Origin of the sequence: Pseudomonas sp. UM16 (genome assembly GCF_050312595.1) — a bacterium.
Classification (GTDB): domain Bacteria; phylum Pseudomonadota; class Gammaproteobacteria; order Pseudomonadales; family Pseudomonadaceae; genus Aquipseudomonas.
On record NZ_JBNPJT010000002.1, the window covers coordinates 63,621 to 83,126 of the forward strand.

The 19,506-nt window shown below is 59.1% G+C and carries 20 protein-coding genes and 3 tRNA genes; 4 read left to right on the forward strand and 19 right to left on the reverse strand.

What is annotated here, in order from left to right:
- Nucleotide 1 precedes the first annotated feature (1 nt).
- The 5 genes from ACQRAX_RS02400 to ACQRAX_RS02420 form a co-directional block, all read right to left on the reverse strand.
- Nucleotides 2-304 (reverse strand): DUF6388 family protein, encoded by a 303-nt coding sequence (locus tag ACQRAX_RS02400; RefSeq protein ID WP_412038373.1) that lies wholly within the window; start codon nucleotides 302-304, stop codon nucleotides 2-4.
- Between the two features lie 120 nt (nucleotides 305-424).
- Entirely contained in the window at nucleotides 425-1,462 is a 1,038-nt protein-coding gene (locus ACQRAX_RS02405; RefSeq protein WP_412038372.1) for a hypothetical protein, read from the reverse strand.
- A 419-nt stretch (nucleotides 1,463-1,881) separates the two neighbouring features.
- Nucleotides 1,882-1,966 (reverse strand) — tRNA-Leu (locus tag ACQRAX_RS02410).
- A 53-nt stretch (nucleotides 1,967-2,019) separates the two neighbouring features.
- Nucleotides 2,020-2,095, reverse strand: a tRNA-His gene (locus ACQRAX_RS02415).
- A 41-nt stretch (nucleotides 2,096-2,136) separates the two neighbouring features.
- Nucleotides 2,137-2,213 (reverse strand) — tRNA-Arg (locus tag ACQRAX_RS02420).
- A 285-nt stretch (nucleotides 2,214-2,498) separates the two neighbouring features.
- On the opposite strand from ACQRAX_RS02420, the gene folD reads away from it, so the two are divergent.
- Complete coding sequence (gene folD / locus ACQRAX_RS02425; RefSeq protein WP_412038371.1) at nucleotides 2,499-3,353, forward strand: bifunctional methylenetetrahydrofolate dehydrogenase/methenyltetrahydrofolate cyclohydrolase FolD; 855 nt, start codon at nucleotides 2,499-2,501, stop codon at nucleotides 3,351-3,353.
- Between the two features lie 107 nt (nucleotides 3,354-3,460).
- Here folD and ACQRAX_RS02430 read toward each other — a convergent pair whose 3' ends face one another.
- From ACQRAX_RS02430 to ACQRAX_RS02455, 6 genes are read right to left on the reverse strand one after another with little or no spacing between them, the layout of a single operon-like run.
- A complete protein-coding gene (locus ACQRAX_RS02430; RefSeq protein ID WP_412038370.1) occupies nucleotides 3,461-5,200 on the reverse strand; it encodes a carbohydrate ABC transporter substrate-binding protein in 1,740 nt (579 codons plus the stop codon).
- A 50-nt stretch (nucleotides 5,201-5,250) separates the two neighbouring features.
- Nucleotides 5,251-5,523, reverse strand: a complete 273-nt coding sequence (locus ACQRAX_RS02435; RefSeq protein ID WP_412038369.1) for a DUF2160 domain-containing protein — start codon at nucleotides 5,521-5,523, stop codon at nucleotides 5,251-5,253.
- 11 nt (nucleotides 5,524-5,534) lie between these two features.
- Complete coding sequence (locus tag ACQRAX_RS02440) at nucleotides 5,535-6,335, reverse strand: carbohydrate ABC transporter permease (RefSeq protein ID WP_412038368.1); 801 nt, start codon at nucleotides 6,333-6,335, stop codon at nucleotides 5,535-5,537.
- 9 nt (nucleotides 6,336-6,344) lie between these two features.
- Nucleotides 6,345-7,208 (reverse strand): carbohydrate ABC transporter permease, encoded by an 864-nt coding sequence (locus tag ACQRAX_RS02445; RefSeq protein ID WP_412038367.1) that lies wholly within the window; start codon nucleotides 7,206-7,208, stop codon nucleotides 6,345-6,347.
- On the reverse strand, nucleotides 7,205-8,302 hold the full coding sequence (locus ACQRAX_RS02450) for an ABC transporter ATP-binding protein (RefSeq protein WP_412038366.1): 1,098 nt from the start codon (nucleotides 8,300-8,302) through the stop codon (nucleotides 7,205-7,207). The genes ACQRAX_RS02445 and ACQRAX_RS02450 overlap by 4 nt, the downstream gene beginning before the upstream one ends.
- Nucleotides 8,302-9,396, reverse strand: coding sequence for an ABC transporter ATP-binding protein (locus ACQRAX_RS02455; RefSeq protein ID WP_412038365.1), 1,095 nt, complete (start codon nucleotides 9,394-9,396; stop codon nucleotides 8,302-8,304). The genes ACQRAX_RS02450 and ACQRAX_RS02455 overlap by 1 nt, the downstream gene beginning before the upstream one ends.
- A gap of 255 nt (nucleotides 9,397-9,651) precedes the next feature.
- On the opposite strand from ACQRAX_RS02455, the gene ACQRAX_RS02460 reads away from it, so the two are divergent.
- From ACQRAX_RS02460 to ACQRAX_RS02470, 3 genes are all read left to right on the forward strand, one after another.
- On the forward strand, nucleotides 9,652-11,445 hold the full coding sequence (locus ACQRAX_RS02460; protein WP_412038364.1) for a sigma-54-dependent Fis family transcriptional regulator: 1,794 nt from the start codon (nucleotides 9,652-9,654) through the stop codon (nucleotides 11,443-11,445).
- Between the two features lie 185 nt (nucleotides 11,446-11,630).
- Nucleotides 11,631-12,677, forward strand: a complete 1,047-nt coding sequence (locus tag ACQRAX_RS02465) for an ornithine cyclodeaminase (protein ID WP_412038363.1) — start codon at nucleotides 11,631-11,633, stop codon at nucleotides 12,675-12,677.
- Nucleotides 12,678-12,777: 100 nt separating this feature from the next.
- Entirely contained in the window at nucleotides 12,778-13,272 is a 495-nt protein-coding gene (locus tag ACQRAX_RS02470; protein WP_412038362.1) for an Lrp/AsnC family transcriptional regulator, read from the forward strand.
- Nucleotides 13,273-13,287: 15 nt separating this feature from the next.
- On the opposite strand, the gene ACQRAX_RS02475 is transcribed toward ACQRAX_RS02470, so the two are convergent.
- From ACQRAX_RS02475 to ACQRAX_RS02510, 8 genes are all read right to left on the reverse strand, one after another.
- Nucleotides 13,288-14,340, reverse strand: a complete 1,053-nt coding sequence (locus ACQRAX_RS02475; RefSeq protein ID WP_412038361.1) for an AI-2E family transporter — start codon at nucleotides 14,338-14,340, stop codon at nucleotides 13,288-13,290.
- A gap of 11 nt (nucleotides 14,341-14,351) precedes the next feature.
- Entirely contained in the window at nucleotides 14,352-15,104 is a 753-nt protein-coding gene (locus ACQRAX_RS02480) for a DUF4892 domain-containing protein (protein WP_412038442.1), read from the reverse strand.
- Between the two features lie 160 nt (nucleotides 15,105-15,264).
- Nucleotides 15,265-16,119: an alpha/beta hydrolase gene (locus tag ACQRAX_RS02485; RefSeq protein ID WP_412038360.1), complete on the reverse strand. Its 855-nt coding sequence runs from the start codon at nucleotides 16,117-16,119 to the stop codon at nucleotides 15,265-15,267.
- The gene (locus ACQRAX_RS02490; protein ID WP_412038359.1) at nucleotides 16,116-16,910 is read right to left on the reverse strand and encodes an alpha/beta fold hydrolase; all 795 of its coding nucleotides are present in this window, start codon (nucleotides 16,908-16,910) and stop codon (nucleotides 16,116-16,118) included. Before ACQRAX_RS02490 ends, ACQRAX_RS02485 begins: the two co-directional genes overlap by 4 nt.
- A 92-nt stretch (nucleotides 16,911-17,002) precedes the next feature.
- Nucleotides 17,003-17,350, reverse strand: coding sequence for a hypothetical protein (locus ACQRAX_RS02495; RefSeq protein ID WP_412038358.1), 348 nt, complete (start codon nucleotides 17,348-17,350; stop codon nucleotides 17,003-17,005).
- Nucleotides 17,351-17,468: 118 nt separating this feature from the next.
- A complete protein-coding gene (sixA, locus tag ACQRAX_RS02500) occupies nucleotides 17,469-17,924 on the reverse strand; it encodes a phosphohistidine phosphatase SixA (RefSeq protein WP_412038357.1) in 456 nt (151 codons plus the stop codon).
- The gene (locus ACQRAX_RS02505; protein ID WP_412038356.1) at nucleotides 17,921-18,268 is read right to left on the reverse strand and encodes a DUF4389 domain-containing protein; all 348 of its coding nucleotides are present in this window, start codon (nucleotides 18,266-18,268) and stop codon (nucleotides 17,921-17,923) included. The genes sixA and ACQRAX_RS02505 overlap by 4 nt, the downstream gene beginning before the upstream one ends.
- Nucleotides 18,269-18,283: 15 nt before the next feature.
- Nucleotides 18,284-19,309 (reverse strand): NAD(P)H-dependent glycerol-3-phosphate dehydrogenase, encoded by a 1,026-nt coding sequence (locus ACQRAX_RS02510; RefSeq protein ID WP_412038355.1) that lies wholly within the window; start codon nucleotides 19,307-19,309, stop codon nucleotides 18,284-18,286.
- Nucleotides 19,310-19,506: the final 197 nt, after the last annotated feature.

Below are 19,506 nucleotides of genomic sequence, written 5' to 3' on the forward strand. Positions count from 1 at the left end.
CCTAGGGCGCCGCGTCATCAATCTCGTTGAAATTGCAATACTCTTGCCACTCCATACCCAGCGCCTGAGCCACCTCCCGATGCACCTCAAGACGCATGGCCTTGAGCTCATCGTCAGAGCTGGCAATCAGTTGCAGGGTCAATTCCCAAGGCTCTAGCCCCTGCTCTTGCGCGGCATCTTCGAAGGCCCACTCAAGCTGCTGTTGCTGCTCATGGGCACTGAGCCCGGCAATCTCTTCGAGTAGCTGCGGATTGGCTGCGGCAAATCGCTGCAGCGCGCTGGCCTGGTGTTCTTTGGAAATCATCGAGCTATCCTCACTACCTTGCCGCTAGCAACGGCCTCAACCAGCTGAAATCTATCAGCTTTTGCCCCCTTGCCACCAGTGCATAAGCGCACAGGCAACTGACAACCAAAGCAATACACGCTACACCACCACCCGCACACCCCGCTCGGCCGCGAAGGCTAAAAACGCCTGATCCGAGCACCACAACGAACTGAGCACTTTCAACTGACGAGATTCTGCCCCCATTATTTCAAGCTCATCCAGTGCCTTCTCCCACCAGAGCGGCCGACAAGCCCGCAGATAGGCGCAACGCTCAGCGTTTTTCCCCAAAAAATAAAACTTCGCAATCTTTCGGGACGCTGCACCACAACGCCTCAACACCCACTTCATACGAAGACGCTCCCGCAGCGAGTTTCGCGCAAGCCTATTCGGCACCTGGAAGCTCAAACGAAGCAATTCATCACGAAAGGCTTCTCCCTGGCGCGCAAAGAACACCTTGAGCATTGCATGGTAGAAACGCTTGACGGAAAAATAGTGATGAATGCAATCGCTTGCCTCGACGATTTTCTTATCGCTGAGAACAATGGAAACAGCGATCTGCTCGAGCGTGAATAGCAGTTGACCATGGTGCGCCCAGCGATCAATCAGCTTGATGACATCCCCCAGCAGGTGAGCGTTCGACTTGGTCAGCCCACACACACCACTATTAAAAAGGCGCAACCCAGGGGCAGGTGATTGATTGTGCAGCGCCAATTCCCGGGCAAACGCCAAGTACTCACTACGCTGACAGGCTTCGGCCCACACCATTTCGAATTCATCCATCAGGAAGCGGCCATCACCGACTCGTCGAAACAGCTCAGCCGGATCGCCGACAAACACCGTATCGGTATCGATGAAAATGGTCTTTTCAGCAAGCTCGGCCCCCGCTTGTATCGCGCAGGCTTTACGCCGATGCCGGTAGCCCCCGGGCCCAATCCAAGACGCCAGGGTTTGCGCATCCAACGGCACAACATCAACTGGCCAGCCAACAAACTCGGCGGGCTGGTCGGTCATCACCGTGATACTGAAGCTGTGCGGATCCCGCCTGTGACGTAACGCCGACAAGATGCTGAATTTCGCCTCGTGGCGATAGGATGCTTCGTCGCCGTACAGTAGATACAGGAGTTGATTCGAACGCATAGATCTAGTTAGCCCAAAAGGTCTGCAACCAAAGCTCAGCACCCAATGAGGCCCCATGGCGTTGGTACAAGTGAGCACAATTGCGCTGCAACGTAATTAAGGTGTGAGGCTGCAATCGTGGTGATCAAGGTCGGAGTCGAACCAGAGAGGAAGGATTTGAAATCCGAATGGCAGAGCCTTGCCAACGGTAGGCCTGCCTGCATTCTAGGAGCCCGAGCATCGCACTGACAACCACCGCGAAGGCGCACAGACCAAGAATCGAGGCGTATATTGGTAACAAAATTAGTATCAGTTTCCACCCCGCCCTCTCATCCGCACAAAGAGCGACTAGCAATGAAATCCCAGAAACGAAAAAAACCGCACTAGGCGGCTTTTTCGAGGCTTTCTCGCGCTTCAGCGAAGGGCAGTGAAAGCTTATATGGTGCGGACGAAGAGACTCGAACTCTTACAGCTTGCGCCGCTGGAACCTAAATCCAGTGTGTCTACCAATTTCACCACGTCCGCGTGAAGCTTTTAAAGCAAAGGCGCCAGATTTTCATCGGGCGCCTTTTGGAATATGGGGTGGACGATGGGGATCGAACCCACGACAACAGGAGTCACAATCCTGTGCTCTACCAACTGAGCTACGCCCACCATATTGCATTTACCGCTTTACTTGTGCCTAAGCTGCCTATTGGCGCACCCGGCAGGACTCGAACCTGCGACCATCCGCTTAGAAGGCGGATGCTCTATCCAGCTGAGCTACGGGCGCATATTTAATCTGCTTTCTGTTACGATTACAAATTAACTTTTAGCCGTACCGAACAAGCTACCAAATCCGCTCATTCTGCCTGACCTTGCTAACCAGTGCTAGGCTCTGCCCGACAAGTGCGACGAATGTTATAGACGAGTGGTTAGGTCGTCAACTCTTTTTTGAAAAAAATTCATTTTATTTAAGGGCTTAGGGGAATAGCCGGACCAAGCGCCTTTGCCCTCGGCCCCCTTCATGCGAGAATGCGCGCTCTTTTTATTCCCTCTCGATGGTTAATCACGCGTCATGACTGCACACCTTATTGACGGCAAGGCGATCGCCGCCAGCCTGCGCCAGCAGATCGCCCAACGTGTCGTGGAGCGTCGCCAGCAAGGCCTGCGTACTCCAGGCCTGGCAGTGATCCTGGTCGGCACCGATCCCGCTTCTCAAGTCTATGTTTCGCACAAGCGCAAAGATTGTGAAGAAGTCGGCTTTATCTCCCAGGCCTTCGACCTGCCCAGCGAGACCTCCCAGCAAGACCTGACCGATCTGATCGATCGTCTTAATGATGATGCGAACATCGACGGTATCTTGCTGCAGCTGCCGCTGCCGGCCCACCTCGATGCTTCGCTGCTGCTTGAGCGCATTCGCCCGGACAAGGATGTCGATGGCTTCCATCCTTATAACGTCGGCCGCCTGGCCCAGCGCATCCCACTGCTGCGCCCGTGCACGCCGAAAGGCATCATGACCTTGCTGGAAAGCACCGGTCAGGACCTGTATGGCATGAACGCGGTGGTCGTCGGTGCCTCAAACATCGTTGGCCGCCCGATGGCCATGGAACTGCTGCTGGCCGGCTGCACCGTGACCGTCACGCACCGCTTCACCAAGGACCTGGCTGGCCACGTCGGCCGTGCCGACCTGGTGGTGGTTGCCGCCGGCAAGCCTGGCCTGGTCAAGGGTGAGTGGATCAAGCAAGGCGCGATTGTCATCGACGTCGGCATCAACCGCCAGGAAGATGGCAAGCTGGTCGGCGATGTAGTCTACGAGACCGCCCTGCCCCGCGCTGGCTGGATCACCCCGGTACCCGGTGGCGTTGGCCCGATGACCCGTGCCTGCCTGCTGGAAAACACCTTGTATGCGGCCGAAACGCTGCACAAGTAAGGTGGCATGAGGCGATGAAAAACGGCACCTGTATAGGTGCCGTTTTTTTATGCCTGATTGCAGCCCACTGGCACGTCCACACCATACTGTGGGAGCCGCCCTTGGCGTTACTTGCGCGCCGCCTCCCAGGATTTCAGCAGCTCGCTGTAGCTGACCGTCTCACCTTTAGGCTTCTCATTGGCCAGCTTCGGCTTCGGTGCACCCGGCTGGTCAAACCAGTACTGAGCATCGCGCTCCTTGTTCAACTTCGGCGCACAGGCAGCCTGAGCCTTGGAACGCTCCAAGCGCTCGAGAATCCTGTCCTGGTCACGCGCCAATCCATCCAGCGCCTCTTGCGGAGTTTTCTCGCCACTGGCCGCTTCGGCGATATGGCTCCACCACAACTGCGCCAGTCGCGGATAGTCAGGCACGTTGGTGCCGGTCGGGGTCCATTGCACCCGCGCCGGGCTGCGGTAGAACTCCACCAGCCCACCGAGTTTGGGCGCAAGGTCGGTCATGGCCTGCGAGTTGATATCCGACTCGCGGATGGGGGTCAGGCCGACAATGGTCTTTTTCAGCGAAACCGTCTTCGAGGTGACGAACTGGGCATACAACCAGGCCGCCAGCCGCTGTTTTTCCGGGGTCGATTTGAGGAAGGTCCAGGATCCAGCGTCCTGATACCCCAGCTTCATGCCCTCCTCCCAGTAAGGTCCCTTGGGCGACGGTGCCATACGCCATTTCGGCGTGCCATCGGCATTCATCACCGGCAAGCCTGGCTTGGTCATATCTGCAGTGAAGGCGGTGTACCAGAAGATCTGCTGGGCGATGTTGCCCTGGGACGGCACCGGTCCCGATTCGGAGAAGGTCATACCCTGGGCTTCCGGCGGCGCATAGGCACGCATCCAGTCCACATACTTTTGCGTCGCATAGACCGCCGCCGGGCCGTTGGTGTCACCGCCGCGGGTGACACTGGAGCCAACCGGGTGACAGTCCTCCACACGAATGCCCCACTCATCCACCGGCAAGCCGTTGGGTAAGCCTTTGTCGCCGCCACCGGCCATGGAGAACCAGGCATCGGTGAAACGCCAGCCCAAGGATGGGTCTTTCTTGCCGTAGTCCATGTGACCATAGACACGCTTACCATCGATCTCCTTGACGTCTTCACTGAAAAACTTGGCGATGTCTTCATAGGCCGACCAGTTAACCGGCACACCCAGATCGTAGCCATACTTTTCCTTGAACTTGGCTTTGAGGTCCGGGCGATCGAACCAGTCGGCACGGAACCAATAGAGGTTGGCGAACTGCTGATCGGGTAACTGGTAAACCTTGCCGTCCGGCGCAGTGGTAAACGAGATGCCGATAAAGTCCTTCAGGTCCAGGGTCGGTGAGGTGTAGTTCTTACCCTCATTGGCCATCAGATCGGTAATGGATTGCGTCTTGCCATAACGAAAGTGCGTGCCGATCAGGTCCGAATCGTTGACCCAACCGTCATAGATGTTCTTGTCCGACTGCATTTGTGTCTGCAGCTTTTCCACCACATCACCTTCCTGAAGCAGGTCATGGGTCAGCTTTATCCCAGTGATTTCACTGAACGCCTTGGCCAGTACCTTGGACTCATATTCATGGGTGGCGATGGTTTCCGATACCACATTGATCTTCATCCCACGAAACGGCTCCGAGGCCTTGATGAACCACTTCAATTCCTCCATCTGCTGCTCCGGGGTCAGGGTCGACGGTTTGAACTCGCTGCCGATCCATTTCTTCGCCGCATCTTCATAGGCGTCGGCCCAGGCGCTGGCGTGGAAGCTGCCGAGCACGAGCAAGGCGGCCAGGGTCAAATGTCGCCGGTTCTTGTTGTTGTCGAACATCGTGATCTCCCGATTGATTGTTCCCAGGGGCCCTGACCGATTCTGTTCGGCTAACCCCAGCGCATCACCACCAACAGCCACGCCACCGACAGCAGCGAGGCCACCCACAGATTCCAGTCGCTCACGCCGATCACCAGCAGGTGCAAGTAAGCGCTGAGCAGAAGCCCGATGAACAACCGGTCGCCACGAGTGGTGGCAATCGGCAGAAAGCCGCGGCGCTCGACGCACGGGCGGCGTAATTCATACAGGGTCATAGCCAGCAGTAGCAGGCCAATGCCAGTAAAGAGCACGGCTGTCGGCAGGGTCCAGGCCATCCAATCCATCGCGTGCCTCCTCAGACCCGGCCCAGGGCAAAGCCCTTGGCCACATGGTTACGGACAAACCAGATCACCAACATGCCCGGCAAGATGGTCAACACCCCAGCAGCAGCCAACACGCCCCAATCGATCCCCGAGGCCGACACTGTGCGGGTCATCACGGCGGCAATGGGCTTGGCGGTGACCGAGGTCAGGGTGCGCGCCAGCAACAGCTCGACCCAGGAAAACATGAAGCAAAAAAATGCGGTAACGCCGATGCCCGAGCCAATCAGTGGTACAAAAATCTTCAGGAAAAAGCGCGGAAAACTGTAGCCATCAATGTAGGCGGTTTCGTCGATTTCCTTTGGCACCCCAGACATGAAACCCTCCAGGATCCACACCGCCAACGGCACATTGAACAGGCAGTGGGCCAGGGCCACGGCAATGTGCGTGTCAAACAGGCCAATGGACGAATACAGCTGAAAAAATGGCAGCAGAAACACCGCTGGTGGCGCCATACGGTTGGTCAACAGCCAGAAGAACAAGTGCTTGTCGCCGAGAAAGCGGTAACGCGAGAACGCATAAGCAGCGGGCAGCGCCACGCACAGGGAGATCACCGTGTTCAGGCATACGTAGTACAACGAGTTGATATAGCCGTTGTACCAACTGGGGTCAGTGAAGATCACCCGATAGTTAGCGAAGGTAAAATCCTGCGGCCACAGAGTCAGGCCGCCGAGAATTTCGTTGTTGCTTTTGAACGACATGTTCAGCAACCAATAGATCGGCACCAGCAAAAACAGGATATAGAGCAGCAAGGGCAGCGTTTTGCGCAGGTTCATGGCCCGTTCCTAGTCTTTGTCGGCATGAGTCATGGCGGTGTAGAACAGCCAGGACACCAGCAGAATGATCAGGAAATACACCAGCGAGAACGCCGCTGCCGGGCCCAGGTCGAACTGCCCTACCGCCATTTGGGTCAGGGTCTGACTGAGGAAGGTGGTGGCGTTGCCCGGCCCTCCGCCGGTCAACACGAAGGGTTCGGTATAGATCATGAAGCTGTCCATGAAGCGCAGCATCACTGCGATCAGCAGTACGTTCTTCATCTTCGGCAATTGGATATGGCGAAACACCGCCCAGGCCGAGGCGCGGTCGATACGCGCGGCCTGGTAGTAGACGTCCGGGATCGCCCTGAGCCCCGAGTAACACAGCAACGCCACCAGCGAGGTCCAATGCCAGACATCCATCACCAGCACCGTGACCCAGGCATCCATGGTGTTGGCCGCATAGTTGTAGTTGATGCCTAGCTGATTCAACGACGCCCCGAGCAAGCCAATGTCGGCGCGGCCGAAAATTTGCCAGATGGTGCCAACCACATTCCACGGAATCAGCAATGGAATAGCCATGACGATCAGGCACCACGACGACCAGCGGCCTTTGCTCGGCATGGTCAGAGCAATGGCAATGCCGAGCGGAATCTCGATCAGCAATACGCAGCCCGAATAGATGAACTGGCGCAGCAAGGAATCGTGCAGACGCGGGTCCTGCAGCACCTGGCGATACCAGTCGGCACCGACGAAGTAGCGGCTGGACTGGTCGAAAATATCCTGCACCGAATAATTGACCACGGTCATCATCGGGATCACGGCGCTGAAAGCCACCAGCAGAAACACCGGCAGCACTAGCCACCAGGCCTTGTTGTTGGGCACCTTGTTCATGGCTCGAGCTCCAGCAGCACGTCGTCGGCATAGAGCATCAACCACTGCGCCGGAAAGCTTATCCAAGCCTGCTCCCGGGGCACCACACGGTCTTCGCCAAGGCGCACCTTGAGTGGTGCGCCATCAAGGTTCAGGGTCAGGATCCGGTAAGTCCCCAAGTCTTCAATATCCACTACCTGGGCTGTGAAGGCATCGTCGAACGGCGTCTCACGCACTTGGATAAACTCCGGACGAATGCCGACTTGCAAGCGTGCAGTCGGTAAGCTGGCCAAGCGTACTTGCAACTGCTCCGGCAGCGGCAGATGCACAGCGGCAAAGCCGACACCGCCAGGCTGTGGCTGCACGTCAATCAGGTTCATCCCCGGGCTGCCGATGAAATAGCCGACAAAGGTGTGCCGTGGGCGCTCGAACAGCTCCCGCGGGGTACCGAACTGGACGATTTGCCCGCCGTACATCACCGCGATCTTGTCAGCGAAGGTCGAGGCCTCCAACTGGTCGTGAGTGACATAGATCATGGTGATATTGAACTGCTCGTGGATCTGCTTGAGCTTGCGCCGCAGCTTCCACTTCAGGTGCGGGTCGATCACCGTCAGTGGCTCGTCGAACAGGATCGCCGAGACATCATCACGTACCAGCCCGCGCCCCATGGAGACTTTCTGCTTTTCATCAGCCGTGAGGTTGCGCGCCTTCTTTTTCAGTACCGAGCCAAGTTCAAGCACCTCGGAAATCTCGTCCACCTTACGGCGTATCCGTGCCTCGTTCAGGCCCTGATTACGCAAAGGAAAGGCCAGGTTATCGAACACCGTCATGGTGTCGTAGACCACCGGAAACTGGAACACCTGGGCGATATTGCGCGCCTGCGGCGACAGTTCGTTGACCACCTTGCCATCGAACAGCACGTGGCCGTGGGAAGGACTGAGCAGGCCGGAGATGATATTGAGCAAGGTCGACTTGCCGCAGCCCGAAGGCCCGAGCAAGGCATAGGCACCGCCCTGGGCCCAGACATGCTCCAGCTCGCGCAAGGCATAGTCCTCGTCACCGGCAGGATTGCGACTATAGCTGTGAGCCAGTTGCTGCAGGCGGATCTCGGCCATCAAGCGACCCTCGCTTCGCGCACACCCGGCGCCTGCACCAACTGCCCGACACTGTCGAAAACGAACAGCTTGTGGGTGGGGATGAATACTCGAATCGGCGCATCGACGTGATATTCGTGCACGCCTGGCAGATGCAAGATGATGCGAAAGTGCTCATTGCGCACATGCAGGAAGGTTTCCGAACCGCTGATTTCCGCCAGCTCCACTAGCACCGCCAGTTCTAGGTCGTCGTCATTCGACGGCACCAGGCTGATATGACTGGGACGCACACCAAAGCGGTATTCACCATCACCGATTCGGCGCAGGTCGGCATTCATGGCAAAGTGCACGGCGCCGGCAAAACTCACTTCATTGCCACTGATGTGTCCGGGGATCAGGTTGATGGGCGGCTCGGAAAACAGCTCTGCCGCCAGCACCGTGCGCGGCTGGTGATAGACCTGAGCAGTGGCCCCACTCTGCACAAGGGTGCCTTCATGGAGAATCGTGGTGGTGCCGCCCAAGGCCAATGCCTCGTTCGGTTCAGTAGTGGCATACACGGCGATGCAGTGACGCGAGGCAAACAGCTCGCGCATCTCCTGACGCAGTTCTTCACGTAGCTTGTAATCCAGGTTTACCAAAGGTTCATCGAACAAGATCAGTTCGGCATCCTTGACCAGAGCCCGAGCCATCGCCGTGCGTTGCTGCTGCCCTCCAGACAGCTCCAGCGGCAAACGCTGCAAAAAGGGCTCGATGCGTAGCATCTGCGCGGTTTGATGAACCTTGTGGCGAATTTCTTCCTCACTGACGCGTGCCTGACGCAGGGGTGACGCGATGTTCTCGAACACACTGAGCATCGGGTAATTGATGAACTGCTGATAGACCATCGACACGCTGCGCCGACGAACTGGCCAACCGGTGACATCTTGCCCATTGATCAGCACCCGGCCCTGGTCAGGACGGTCCAGACCCGCCATCAGGCGCATCAGGCTGGTTTTGCCAGACAGCGTGCGACCCAGCAAGACATTGAACGATCCCGGCTCAAAACTGAGACTGGCATCGACAATCCAACGCTGGTTGTCGACGGTGCGGCTGACGTGCTCCAACGTAAGCGACATGGGCGGCCCTGATTGTTATTGGCGGACAGGCGTTGGTTATCGAAGAGCCAGATTCGTGCCAGCACCGACTGTTATCGATAAACCATTGTCATAGCGCTATGTTTCCTGCTTGCGAGGGACGTACTGCTTCGCCCCTGACCAGAAATGCACAGCAACGGCTGAACACCTGAACAGCCCTGACGTTGACAATGAACAGGACTGAACAACACTGGATCACACAAAAACAACAACGCTGCCACGGCAGAGGGAAGGCTCATGGCTGCCTCCAGTGCAACCCATGCCCACTTGATTCAGGCCTCCTGGGCGCGTTGTCGCGACTACGGCCTGGAGCATCAGTCAGCACCCGACTTCGGTGACCTGGCCGGTGCTCAGCTCTGTGAACTGCTCGAACGCCAACAGACGTTGCTGCGCACTACACGCGATGAAGTCATGCCGCAGTTCAGTCACCTGCTGGGCAATTCCAGTTACCTGATCATGCTCAGCGATGATCAGGGCCAGCTCCTCGAAACCTGGGGCACCCGGCGCTTCATCGACCCACGCCAGCAACACGGCTTCAGTGTCGGGGCCCGCTGGTTGGAACGGGGCGTCGGCACCAATGCCATCGGCACCGCCCTGGCCTGCGCACAGGCTGTGCATGTCGGTCAGGATGAACATTTTCTCAAGCTCAACCGTTACATGGCCAGTGCTGCGGCACCGCTGTTCGACGCCGAACGACGCCTGATCGGCGTGCTGGATGTGTCCAGCGACAGTTACCTGCCAGCTTCGCAGACCCTGGGTCTGGTGCGGATGATGAGCCAGAGCCTGGAAAATCGTCTGATCATGGCGCGCTTTGCCGGACAGTACCGCCAACTGAGTTTCAATACCGACGCAAGCAACCTCGACAGCCAGTGGGCCGGTTTGCTGTTATTCGATGATCGTGGACGGATCTTTGCCGCCAATCGTCGGGCTGACAGCTTGCTTGGTCAAATCGCCTTGCAGAACACCTTGGAACAGTTGTTCCAAACGCCCCTAGCAGAGCTGTTGAAGCACGCCGCAGGGCAAGCCTTTGCCGTACAAGTGACGGGGCGCAACCGCTTTCAGTGCCTGTTGCACGACCCTCTACCCAGCCCCTCACCCCGTGCATCACATCGCCCGAAAGCCGACTGCGACCCACGCATCACCAAGGCGCTGCACCAAGCCGAGCTGTTGCTGGAAAAAGACATCCCCGTGTTGATCCACGGTGAAACCGGGGTTGGCAAGGAGGTCTTTGTCAAAGCCCTGCACGAGGCCAGCAGCCGTCGCAATCAGCCACTGATCGCGGTGAACTGCGCAGCAATCCCGGCCGAGCTGGTGGAGTCGGAGCTGTTTGGGTATGAGAAAGGCGCCTTTACCGGCGCCCATCACAAAGGCAACCCCGGCCTGATCCGCAAGGCTGATCAGGGCATCGTTTTTCTCGACGAGATTGGCGACATGCCGCTGCCGACCCAGGCGCGTCTGCTGCGCTTTCTGCAAACCCGCAGCATTCAGCCGCTGGGCAGTGGCGAGACGGTGCCAGTGGACATTCGGGTCATCTCGGCCACGCACCAGGATCTGCCTGAACGGGTGCGCCAGGGCCTTTTTCGCCAGGACCTGTACTACCGGATCGCCGGGCTCAGCCTGAGCTTGCCGCCGTTGCGCGAACGCAGCGATCGCCTGGCACTGATTGAGCAAATCCACCAACGCTACCGCGACGCCGAAGCGCCGCCACAGTTGGGCAGCAAAGTGCTGCAACTGCTATTGCAGCACCCCTGGCCAGGCAACCTGCGCCAGCTCACCAGCACCCTGCAGGTCGCCCTGGCCTTGGCCGGCCCGCAGCCCATTGCCCTTGAACACCTACCGGACAGCTTTTTCAGCGAACTGCCTGAGCTGGAAGAAACTCGGCCCTCGCCGCCCCTTGCGCCTGATCAGCGCACGCTCAAGCTGCGCCTGCAAGCCCTCAACGGCAACGTTTCGGCGTTGGCCCGCGACCTGGGCATCAGTCGCACCACCCTGTACAAGCGCTTGCATGCTCAGGCCCCAACCGACAGCTGACCGAACCCTGCGCCAGTCGCAGCTTACACTGAAGGTATACAGCCGATTCCGCTGCCGAACCGCGTATTTCAGCTTAAGCGGCTGAGCAGGGAGCACGCTTCAGCCGAGATTTCAGCGCCAGCGCATCGACAATAGTTGCACTGCCCCGGATTCGTGCCTCGGAGCCCATAACAAAGGAGTTGATCATGACCCGCTATATCGATGTTACTGACTTGCGCCGCCTGGTTGCCCGCAAAGGCCTGAGCACCTGCATCAGGGAAATGGCCGAGTACATTCGTGAAGACTACCTGCGCTGGCACGACTTCGAAAAATGTCCCCGTCTGGCCAATCACTCGACCGATGGCGTGATTGAACTGATGCCGGTTTCCGACAGCAACTTGTACGCCTTCAAGTACGTCAACGGCCACCCCAAAAATACCCAACGCGGCATGCTTACCGTCATGGCCTTCGGCGCCTTGGGCGATGTCGATACCGGCGCCCCCGTGCTGCTCAGTGAGATGACCCTGACCACTGCAATTCGCACTGCCGCCACCTCAGCCCTGGCTGCCCATTATCTGGCACGCCCGGACAGCCGCTGCATGGCGCTGATTGGCAACGGCTCGCAAAGCGAATTCCAGGCCCTGGCCTTTCATGCCCTGCTGGGCATCGAGGAAATCCGACTGTATGACCTCGACCCCAAAGCCAGCGCCAAGCTTGTCGCCAACCTCAGCGCCTTCCCACAGTTGCGGATAACCGTTGCCGGCTCGGTAGCCGAGGCGGTACGCGGTGCCGATATCGTCACCACGGTAACCGCCGACAAGACCTTCGCCACCATTCTCACCCCAGACATGATCGAGCCCGGCATGCACCTCAACGCCGTGGGTGGCGACTGCCCTGGCAAGACCGAACTGCACCGCGATATCGTCGAGCGCGCCCGGGTGATCGTCGAATTCGAACCGCAGAGCCGGGTCGAGGGTGAAATCCAGCAGATGCCCGCCGACTCGCCGACCACGGAGTTCTGGCAAGTGGTCAGCGGCCAGGCGCCTGGCCGCCAAAATGCCGCTCAAGTGACCCTGTTCGACTCGGTCGGTTTCGCCCTGGAAGATTATTCAGCGCTGCGCTATGTACTTGATACCGCCAAGGCGCTGGACATCGGCCATGAGCTTGCCCTGGTTCCGCAGCTTGATGACCCTAAGGACCTGTATGCCTTGCTACGCCAGCCACTGGCCAGCGCGCAGAAAAAGCGCGCTTGAAGCTAAGCGGGTTAGCTGACCGAAAGTGATACAGACGGTGACCAAGGAAGGTCGTACCATGTTCAGGATCATCCACCGTTTGAAGTGAAGCCGAACCTGTATGGATACCAAGGTTAACAGCCCACAAACCGAGCCTGCTCTGGACCGCATCGACGAAGCCATTATTGAGGTGCTGCGCCACAACGGGCGCATTACCTATGAAAAACTTTCTTCACTGGTACACCTCACTCCCCGCCCCTGCCTTGAGCGCGTGCGCAAGCTGGAACGGCGCGGAGTGATTCGCGGCTACAGTGCCATTATTGATGAGCGGCGAATTTCGCCGGGGTTGTCACTGTTGGTCCTGGTGGCCCTGTCCAACCAGAGCGGCCGCGCGGCGCAGAAGGCCTTCGAAGCCTGCATGCGCGCCTGCCCGCAAGTCTTCGATTGTCAGTTGATCAGCGGCCATTTCGACTACAGCCTGCGTATGCGCTGCCGCGACATGGAGCATTACCGGGTGCTGAGCGAAACGTGGATGAACAACGACGAATTGCACATCGACAAACTGGTGGCTCACCCTGAGCTGGCGGTGGTCAAAAACACCGCCCCTCAAGGCTGAACCTACGCTGTTCCGTCAGGGACGCGGCGGTGCCACCGGCTCGCTACGGGACCAATCCAGCAGCAAGCTATAGGCGACCGCCAACAGCGTCGGGCCAATGAACAGGCCAATGAAGCCGAAGGCCAGCAAACCGCCGAACACCCCCAGCAACACGATCACCAGCGGCAGGTTACCACCGCGACTGATCAGGTAGGGTTTGAGCACGTTGTCCACGCCACTGATGATGAACGTGCCCCAGATCCCGAGAAACACCGCCATGCCGTACTCGCCCTGCCACGCCAGCCATACCGTGGCTGGCACCCAGGCCAGCGGCGGGCCCATGGGAATCAGGCTGAGCATGAAGGTGACAATACCCAGCACCAGCGCGCCCGGCACACCCGCAATGAAAAAACCGATCATCGCCAGTACCGCCTGCGCCGCCGCCGTACCAATCACGCCGTTGACCACCCGCTGTACGGTACCGGCGACCAGCCCCAGGTAGTACTCGGCACGCTCGCCAATCAGCCGATCCAGCAAGCGCAAGACGAATGCCGACAAGCGCGGACCATCGCGGTAGAAGAAGAACACGAAGACCAAGCTCAGGGTCAGCTCCAGCATCCCGCTGCCGATCTGCGCGCTACGCGCCAAAAACCAGTTACCGACCTGGCCCAGATAGGGCTTGATCGTAGCCAGCAGGGCGGCGCCCTGCTGATCGAGGGTGTCCCACACGCGTACCAGGCGCTCGCCCACCAGCGGTACGCCGCCCAACCACGCGGGGGCATCCGGTAGGCCGTCGACCTGAACGTCACGCACAAACGCGGTGGCGTCGCGAATGTGATCGGCGAGGTTGAAGCCCAGCCAAACCAGAGGCAAGGCCACCAACAGAATCCACAGTGAGGTCAGCAAGCCGGCGGCCAGGGTTTCGCGACCGCCGAGCACACGAGTCAACAGGCGCATCAGCGGCCAACTGGCATAGGCCAGGATTGCCCCCCAGAGCAGCGCAGACATAAACGGGGCCATCACCCAAAGGCCGGCACCGAGCAGGCCGAGAAGAAGGATCTGTACCAGCAAGCGGTCATTGTTGGGCATGCGTATCTCGTTCAACGAATCAATTCGACGTGAAAACCGTCGGTCTTTGCATCACCCACTTCCAGCCGCGCCAGACGCACCCCGGCCTTGCCCAACTGTTCACGCCAGGCCTCAGCCTCGGCACCGCTCAAGCTCACGCGCAGGGTGCTGTCCAGGTTCAGGCTGCGCCCAAGCAAGGTCACCCAGGCCGGCAATGGCTCGCCCACCAGATCAGGGTAGTCGAGCTTACCGGTGTCACGCAGCTCACGCAGCACCGTGGCCGGGGTAGGCAAGATTTCGCCCAACGGCGCGTCAGCGACAAACTCTTCGACATGCAGATATGCACGCTTGTTGCCGCGGGTAATGCTGTACAGCGCAATCAGCGTATTGTTCTGCTCGGCGGAACGGCGCAACAAAATAAACGCCTGCTGTTCATCTGAGCCCGACAGTAGCCGGTTCTTGAACACATCGTTAGCCCACAGGCTGTTTTCACCGCAATCGCGGGCCTGACACCAGAACAATGGATAGCCACCGTCCTTCTGCAAGGCTTCGCGTGCTGCGGTGAAGGCTTCATTGGCCGTACGCTCGCGCGGTAGCTCATAGGTAATGGAACTGACCTGGCCACGACTTTCAATCTTGCCGTCAACGCGCAGCTGGTTGCTAATCTTGCGCAGGCCACCCAATGGATAGACGCGCTCTTGGCTCTGCGCCGGGCGTTCATCGACGACGTTGGCATCAAGCGGCACCGGCAGCCCTTCGGCCAGCAATGACGCACTGGCGAGCATGCCCAGCCCGGCAAACGCAGCGCGAACGCAATTCTTAAGTGTCATAGGCACGCCACGCGATAGGTGGCGCCAAGGGTATCAAAGGATGTGGCATTGTCTTGTTGGTTCATGGTTGTCTCCCTGTTCAACCCGCCAAGCCTCGACAGTTGCCCGCCGCAAGTCAAGAAATGCTAAAGAAGCGATTGAAACAGTCTGCAACAAGGGTGGCGCCTATTTCATCATTCACATGCAGGTGATGGCCGCCCGACAGCCGTGTCTGGGCAAAGGGTAGCCGCTCAAGCAGCTTGCTGTGGCGCACCAGCATACCGTCGGCGGCGATCACCAGATGCGCCGGACAATCGATGCGCTGCACGAAGCTCAGCGCCTGGGCTTCACTCAAGCGCGTGGGCGACGGCAAGGTCAAGCGACTGTCGCTGCGCCACGTGTAGCCACCCGGCACTGGCATCAGGCCGCGCTGAGCAAGCAACTCGGCAGCTTCGCGGCTAACCGCAACCAAGCCCTTCATCCGCGCTTCGACCGCTTGTTCAAACGTGGGATGCACGGCTTTGCGTTTATTGTCCAGGCGCAGCTGCGCCTGTAATGCCATGCCCATGCGTTCGGCGGCATCCTGAGGGCCACTAGTGGGCGGGATAACCCCGTCGATCAAAGCCAAGCGCGTGATGCGCTCGGGCAACGCGCCGGCCAGCACAATCGAAATGATCGCCCCCAGTGAATGACCGAGCAGCGCAAATCGTTGCCAGCCCATTTGCTCGGCCACCCGCAACACATCATGGGCATAGTCCCACAAGGCATAGCTGGCACCTGCTGGACGATGCTCGGAGTGGCCATGGCCGGCCAAATCCAGCGCCAGAATACGCAGTCCCGGTAACTTCGGCGCCAGCCGGGCAAAACTATTGGCGTTGTCCAGCCAACCATGCAAGGCAATCACCGGCATGCCGTCGGCGGGGCCGAACAGGTGCGCGGCCAGTTCGATGTGACCCAGGTTCAGGCGGATTTCCTGCATATCCGTCCTCATCCCGTCACCTGCTGCCAACGGTCGAACAGGCCCTTGATCAGGCTCGCGGTATCCGTAGGTCGCTCCAGCGGGAACATGTGTCCACCCGGCAAGCTGTGGAACTCGCCCCGCGGCAGGCTGCGTACCGCCAACGCATGATGGCGCTTGACCACCCGACTGCTGCTGCCGCGAACCATGGCCAATGGCAATTCAAGGTGCGTGGCCGGCGCTGGACGGGTGTGCGGCAGATTGCGGTAGATGTTGATTTCTGTGGCCGGATCAAAACGCAGGCACAACCCTTCGGCACTCGGTTGCAGGCCATGCTCCAGATAGGCATCCAGGCACTCGGGATCGAAATGACGAAACAGTGATTTGCCGGCGAAATAGGCGCGCGCACTGTCCCGGTCGGCAAACGCCGCGCGACGCCCCAAGGTACGACCGGCTGGCGTGATACGGTCGATAAAGCCCATGCGCTTGGCCGCCCGGATCAGCCACTGGTCGACCCGAGTCAGTACCGGTGAGTCGAGCATGACCACGCCACGGTAGTACTGCGGACAGCGCAGTGCCGCATGCAGGTGTAGCAAGCCACCGAGGGAATGCCCCACTCCCCAGACTGGACCAGGCTGTTGTTGCAGGTGATGAATCAGCTCATCCACCAGGTTCTGCCAGTTGTCATCGACCGGAAAGCGCGGGTCATGGCCATGCTGCGGCAGGTGAACGACCTGATAGTCAGGCGCCAGCGCGGCGAAAAACTTGCCATAGGTTCCGGAGGGGAAGCCGTTGGCATGGGCGAAGAAAATCTGCTGCGACATGGCCGCCGGTCCCTGGGAGAGTGATGGCCCATTGTCGGCAAGCGGAAGGCCAGCGGCAATGTTCGGAAAAGCCATCAGCAAGGGCAATCAGGTCAATACTCGCCGAAACTGGCCATGGAACGGCGCAGGCACGCCTGGATAGACGCCAGTTGCTGCTCTAGGGCTTCACGGGCGCGGCGCTTGTCTTCAGCGTCAAGATCGAGTTTGCGCAATGCCAGGCAACTGCTTTGCAGCAAGTGAGCCATACGTATGCCCGCCTGGCGCAGTTGCTGAAGCTCGTACTGACCTTGGTACTTACGCAGCAGGTAGTCAAGCTTGGCGTCAGCGCTATCTTGCAGCAGACGGTACTCGGCAAACCCCAACGCCTGGTCGTTCTGGACTTTATCCAGGGTTTGTTTCAGCTCGGCCGAATAGGCCAATTGCGGATATCTACTGCTCATTGCCGGATCCCCAGGGCCACCTTGCCCACGACTGTCGCGAACGCTAACAAGCCGGCCAGGGATCAACAACTAATAAAAATATCGGGTCGATCAGTGGCCTATTCAGAGCACCACTGGTTCAGGGATGGGAGAGGCTGCGCAAGGTCATCAAGCCGGCCAGCGGCCAGTCCCCTTCGAGTTCGACCAGGCTGGCAGTCGTCATCGCTTCCGGCTGGCGTAAGTGACCATGTTGCAACAGGCCGACCAGGTTGCCCACCAGCGGCTGATGACTGACCAGCAGCACGTGCTCTAGGCCAAGCGTATCCAGCTCGGCTATGACTTTCTGGGGATCGGTGTCCGGCGTCAACCAGGCGACGGTCTGTACCGGTCGGTCGAACCCTAACGCTTCGTGCACAAGCCCTGCGGTCTGCTGAGCACGCACATACGGGCTGGCGAGGATTACCTGCGGCGGTGTACCGAGCAGCCGCGCCGCGCTGCGCACCACCTGCTCACGCCCGCGAGGTGTCAATTCGCGCTCAGCGTCGGTACGGGCACGTTGCTCGGCTTCGCCGTGACGCAAGACCCAGAGCTTCACAGCTTGGGCTCCTCGTCACGCACCGGATGCGGCGCTGCTGGCACGCTATGGGCCGCTTCGCCTTCTGGGCTGCGAGGTGTTGGCCAATCGGCGAACGGCCAGGGTTTCTGGTCGCTGTGAAAGCAGCCAAAGCGTCCAATCTGGGCCAGGAACTGGCTCAGGCTGTCGCCGAAGTTCATCAGGCTGGCACTCGGCGCACCATAGATGAGGCGGTAGATCAGTTGCACCAGCACCAAGCCAGCAAGCAGCAGCTCAGCCAGTTGCCAGACCACCAGGAATATCAGCATCCACAACACACGCAAGATAATCGACTCACGTTGCGCCTGGTTCGGGGATTGATTCATGTCTTGCTCCTGTACTCAGTTGAAGCCGCTGGTAGAGATGAAATCGACATCGGTTTTTGGCTCGGCGCGCATCAGCAGCTCAATTACCTGGTTCAAGGTGCGGCCTTCGAAAAGAATGGCATGCAAACCCGCGACCAGCGGCATGTAAACCTGGACTTCCTGAGCCTTGACCTTGAGCACTTTAAGCGTATTGACGCCTTCGGCCACCTCGCCCAAGCGGTTGACTGCCTCCTCCAGGCTCAGGCCCTGCCCCAGGGCGTGACCGACCTGATAATTGCGGCTCTTGGGCGAGGAACAGGTGACGATCAGGTCGCCGACCCCAGCCAGGCCGAGAAAGGTCATCGGGTTAGCTCCCTGACTCACGGCAAAGCGGGTCATCTCCGCCAGTGCCCGGGTAATCAGCATGCTCTTGGTGTTCTCACCCATGCCCAGGGCCACGGCCATACCGGCAATGATCGCGTAAACGTTTTTCAACGCCCCGCCCAGCTCGACACCGAAACGGTCGCTGCTAGCGTAGACGCGGAAGGTGCGCCCGTGCAGGACTTCTTGTACCCGCTGACACAGCGCTTCATCTTCACTGGCAACCACCGTGGCAGTCAGCGCATGCTCAGCCACTTCACGGGCCAGGTTCGGCCCGGAAAGCACACCAATGCGCGCCTGCGGGGCGATTTCTTCAAGGATCTGGCTCATCAACTTGAAGCTTTGCGCCTCGATGCCCTTGGTCAGGCTGACCAGCATCTTGCCGCGCAGCAATTGTGCATGCGGCGCCAGCACACTGCGCAAGGCACTGGAAGGCAGGGCGACGAAGATCAGCTCGCAGACCTCAAGGGTGGCCAACAGGTCATTGACCGGTTCAACACCCGGGTGGATCTTCACACCTTTGAGGTAACGCGGGTTTTCCCGGTTGTTGCGCATGGCTTCGGCCTGCTCGGGATCGCGCATCCATTGCCGTACGCTGATGCCGTTTTCCGCCAGCAGGTTCGCCACGGCGGTGCCGAAACTCCCGCCTCCGAGAACTGCAACAGGTTGCTGTTCAGTCATATCCAATCCGTTAAAACCAATTTAAGTGGCGACTCTCGCATTATACGGAGCACCGGTGGCAGAGCCAGCGCCAGATCAGCGAATTGATCCAGGGATTGCCTTGCCCAACACTGAAAAATGCTGGCCACTCAGTTACCATGCGCGGTTTTAACCCGCTACCAAGGCCGCGCCGTGTCATTTGGCCCTCCTACTTCCCG

What these genes read in the sequence shown, in the direction of transcription:
- ACQRAX_RS02400 (WP_412038373.1), bottom strand. Translation starts at nt 304, where the DNA reads ATGATTTCCAAAGAACACCAGGCCAGCGCGCTGCAGCGATTTGCCGCA.
- ACQRAX_RS02405 (WP_412038372.1), bottom strand. Translation starts at nt 1,462, where the DNA reads ATGCGTTCGAATCAACTCCTGTATCTACTGTACGGCGACGAAGCATCC.
- folD (WP_412038371.1), top strand. Translation starts at nt 2,499, where the DNA reads ATGACTGCACACCTTATTGACGGCAAGGCGATCGCCGCCAGCCTGCGC.
- ACQRAX_RS02430 (WP_412038370.1), bottom strand. Translation starts at nt 5,200, where the DNA reads ATGTTCGACAACAACAAGAACCGGCGACATTTGACCCTGGCCGCCTTG.
- ACQRAX_RS02435 (WP_412038369.1), bottom strand. Translation starts at nt 5,523, where the DNA reads ATGGATTGGATGGCCTGGACCCTGCCGACAGCCGTGCTCTTTACTGGC.
- ACQRAX_RS02440 (WP_412038368.1), bottom strand. Translation starts at nt 6,335, where the DNA reads ATGAACCTGCGCAAAACGCTGCCCTTGCTGCTCTATATCCTGTTTTTG.
- ACQRAX_RS02445 (WP_412038367.1), bottom strand. Translation starts at nt 7,208, where the DNA reads ATGAACAAGGTGCCCAACAACAAGGCCTGGTGGCTAGTGCTGCCGGTG.
- ACQRAX_RS02450 (WP_412038366.1), bottom strand. Translation starts at nt 8,302, where the DNA reads ATGGCCGAGATCCGCCTGCAGCAACTGGCTCACAGCTATAGTCGCAAT.
- ACQRAX_RS02455 (WP_412038365.1), bottom strand. Translation starts at nt 9,396, where the DNA reads ATGTCGCTTACGTTGGAGCACGTCAGCCGCACCGTCGACAACCAGCGT.
- ACQRAX_RS02460 (WP_412038364.1), top strand. Translation starts at nt 9,652, where the DNA reads ATGGCTGCCTCCAGTGCAACCCATGCCCACTTGATTCAGGCCTCCTGG.
- ACQRAX_RS02465 (WP_412038363.1), top strand. Translation starts at nt 11,631, where the DNA reads ATGACCCGCTATATCGATGTTACTGACTTGCGCCGCCTGGTTGCCCGC.
- ACQRAX_RS02470 (WP_412038362.1), top strand. Translation starts at nt 12,778, where the DNA reads ATGGATACCAAGGTTAACAGCCCACAAACCGAGCCTGCTCTGGACCGC.
- ACQRAX_RS02475 (WP_412038361.1), bottom strand. Translation starts at nt 14,340, where the DNA reads ATGCCCAACAATGACCGCTTGCTGGTACAGATCCTTCTTCTCGGCCTG.
- ACQRAX_RS02480 (WP_412038442.1), bottom strand. Translation starts at nt 15,104, where the DNA reads ATGCTCGCCAGTGCGTCATTGCTGGCCGAAGGGCTGCCGGTGCCGCTT.
- ACQRAX_RS02485 (WP_412038360.1), bottom strand. Translation starts at nt 16,119, where the DNA reads ATGAGGACGGATATGCAGGAAATCCGCCTGAACCTGGGTCACATCGAA.
- ACQRAX_RS02490 (WP_412038359.1), bottom strand. Translation starts at nt 16,910, where the DNA reads ATGTCGCAGCAGATTTTCTTCGCCCATGCCAACGGCTTCCCCTCCGGA.
- ACQRAX_RS02495 (WP_412038358.1), bottom strand. Translation starts at nt 17,350, where the DNA reads ATGAGCAGTAGATATCCGCAATTGGCCTATTCGGCCGAGCTGAAACAA.
- ACQRAX_RS02505 (WP_412038356.1), bottom strand. Translation starts at nt 18,268, where the DNA reads ATGAATCAATCCCCGAACCAGGCGCAACGTGAGTCGATTATCTTGCGT.
- ACQRAX_RS02510 (WP_412038355.1), bottom strand. Translation starts at nt 19,309, where the DNA reads ATGACTGAACAGCAACCTGTTGCAGTTCTCGGAGGCGGGAGTTTCGGC.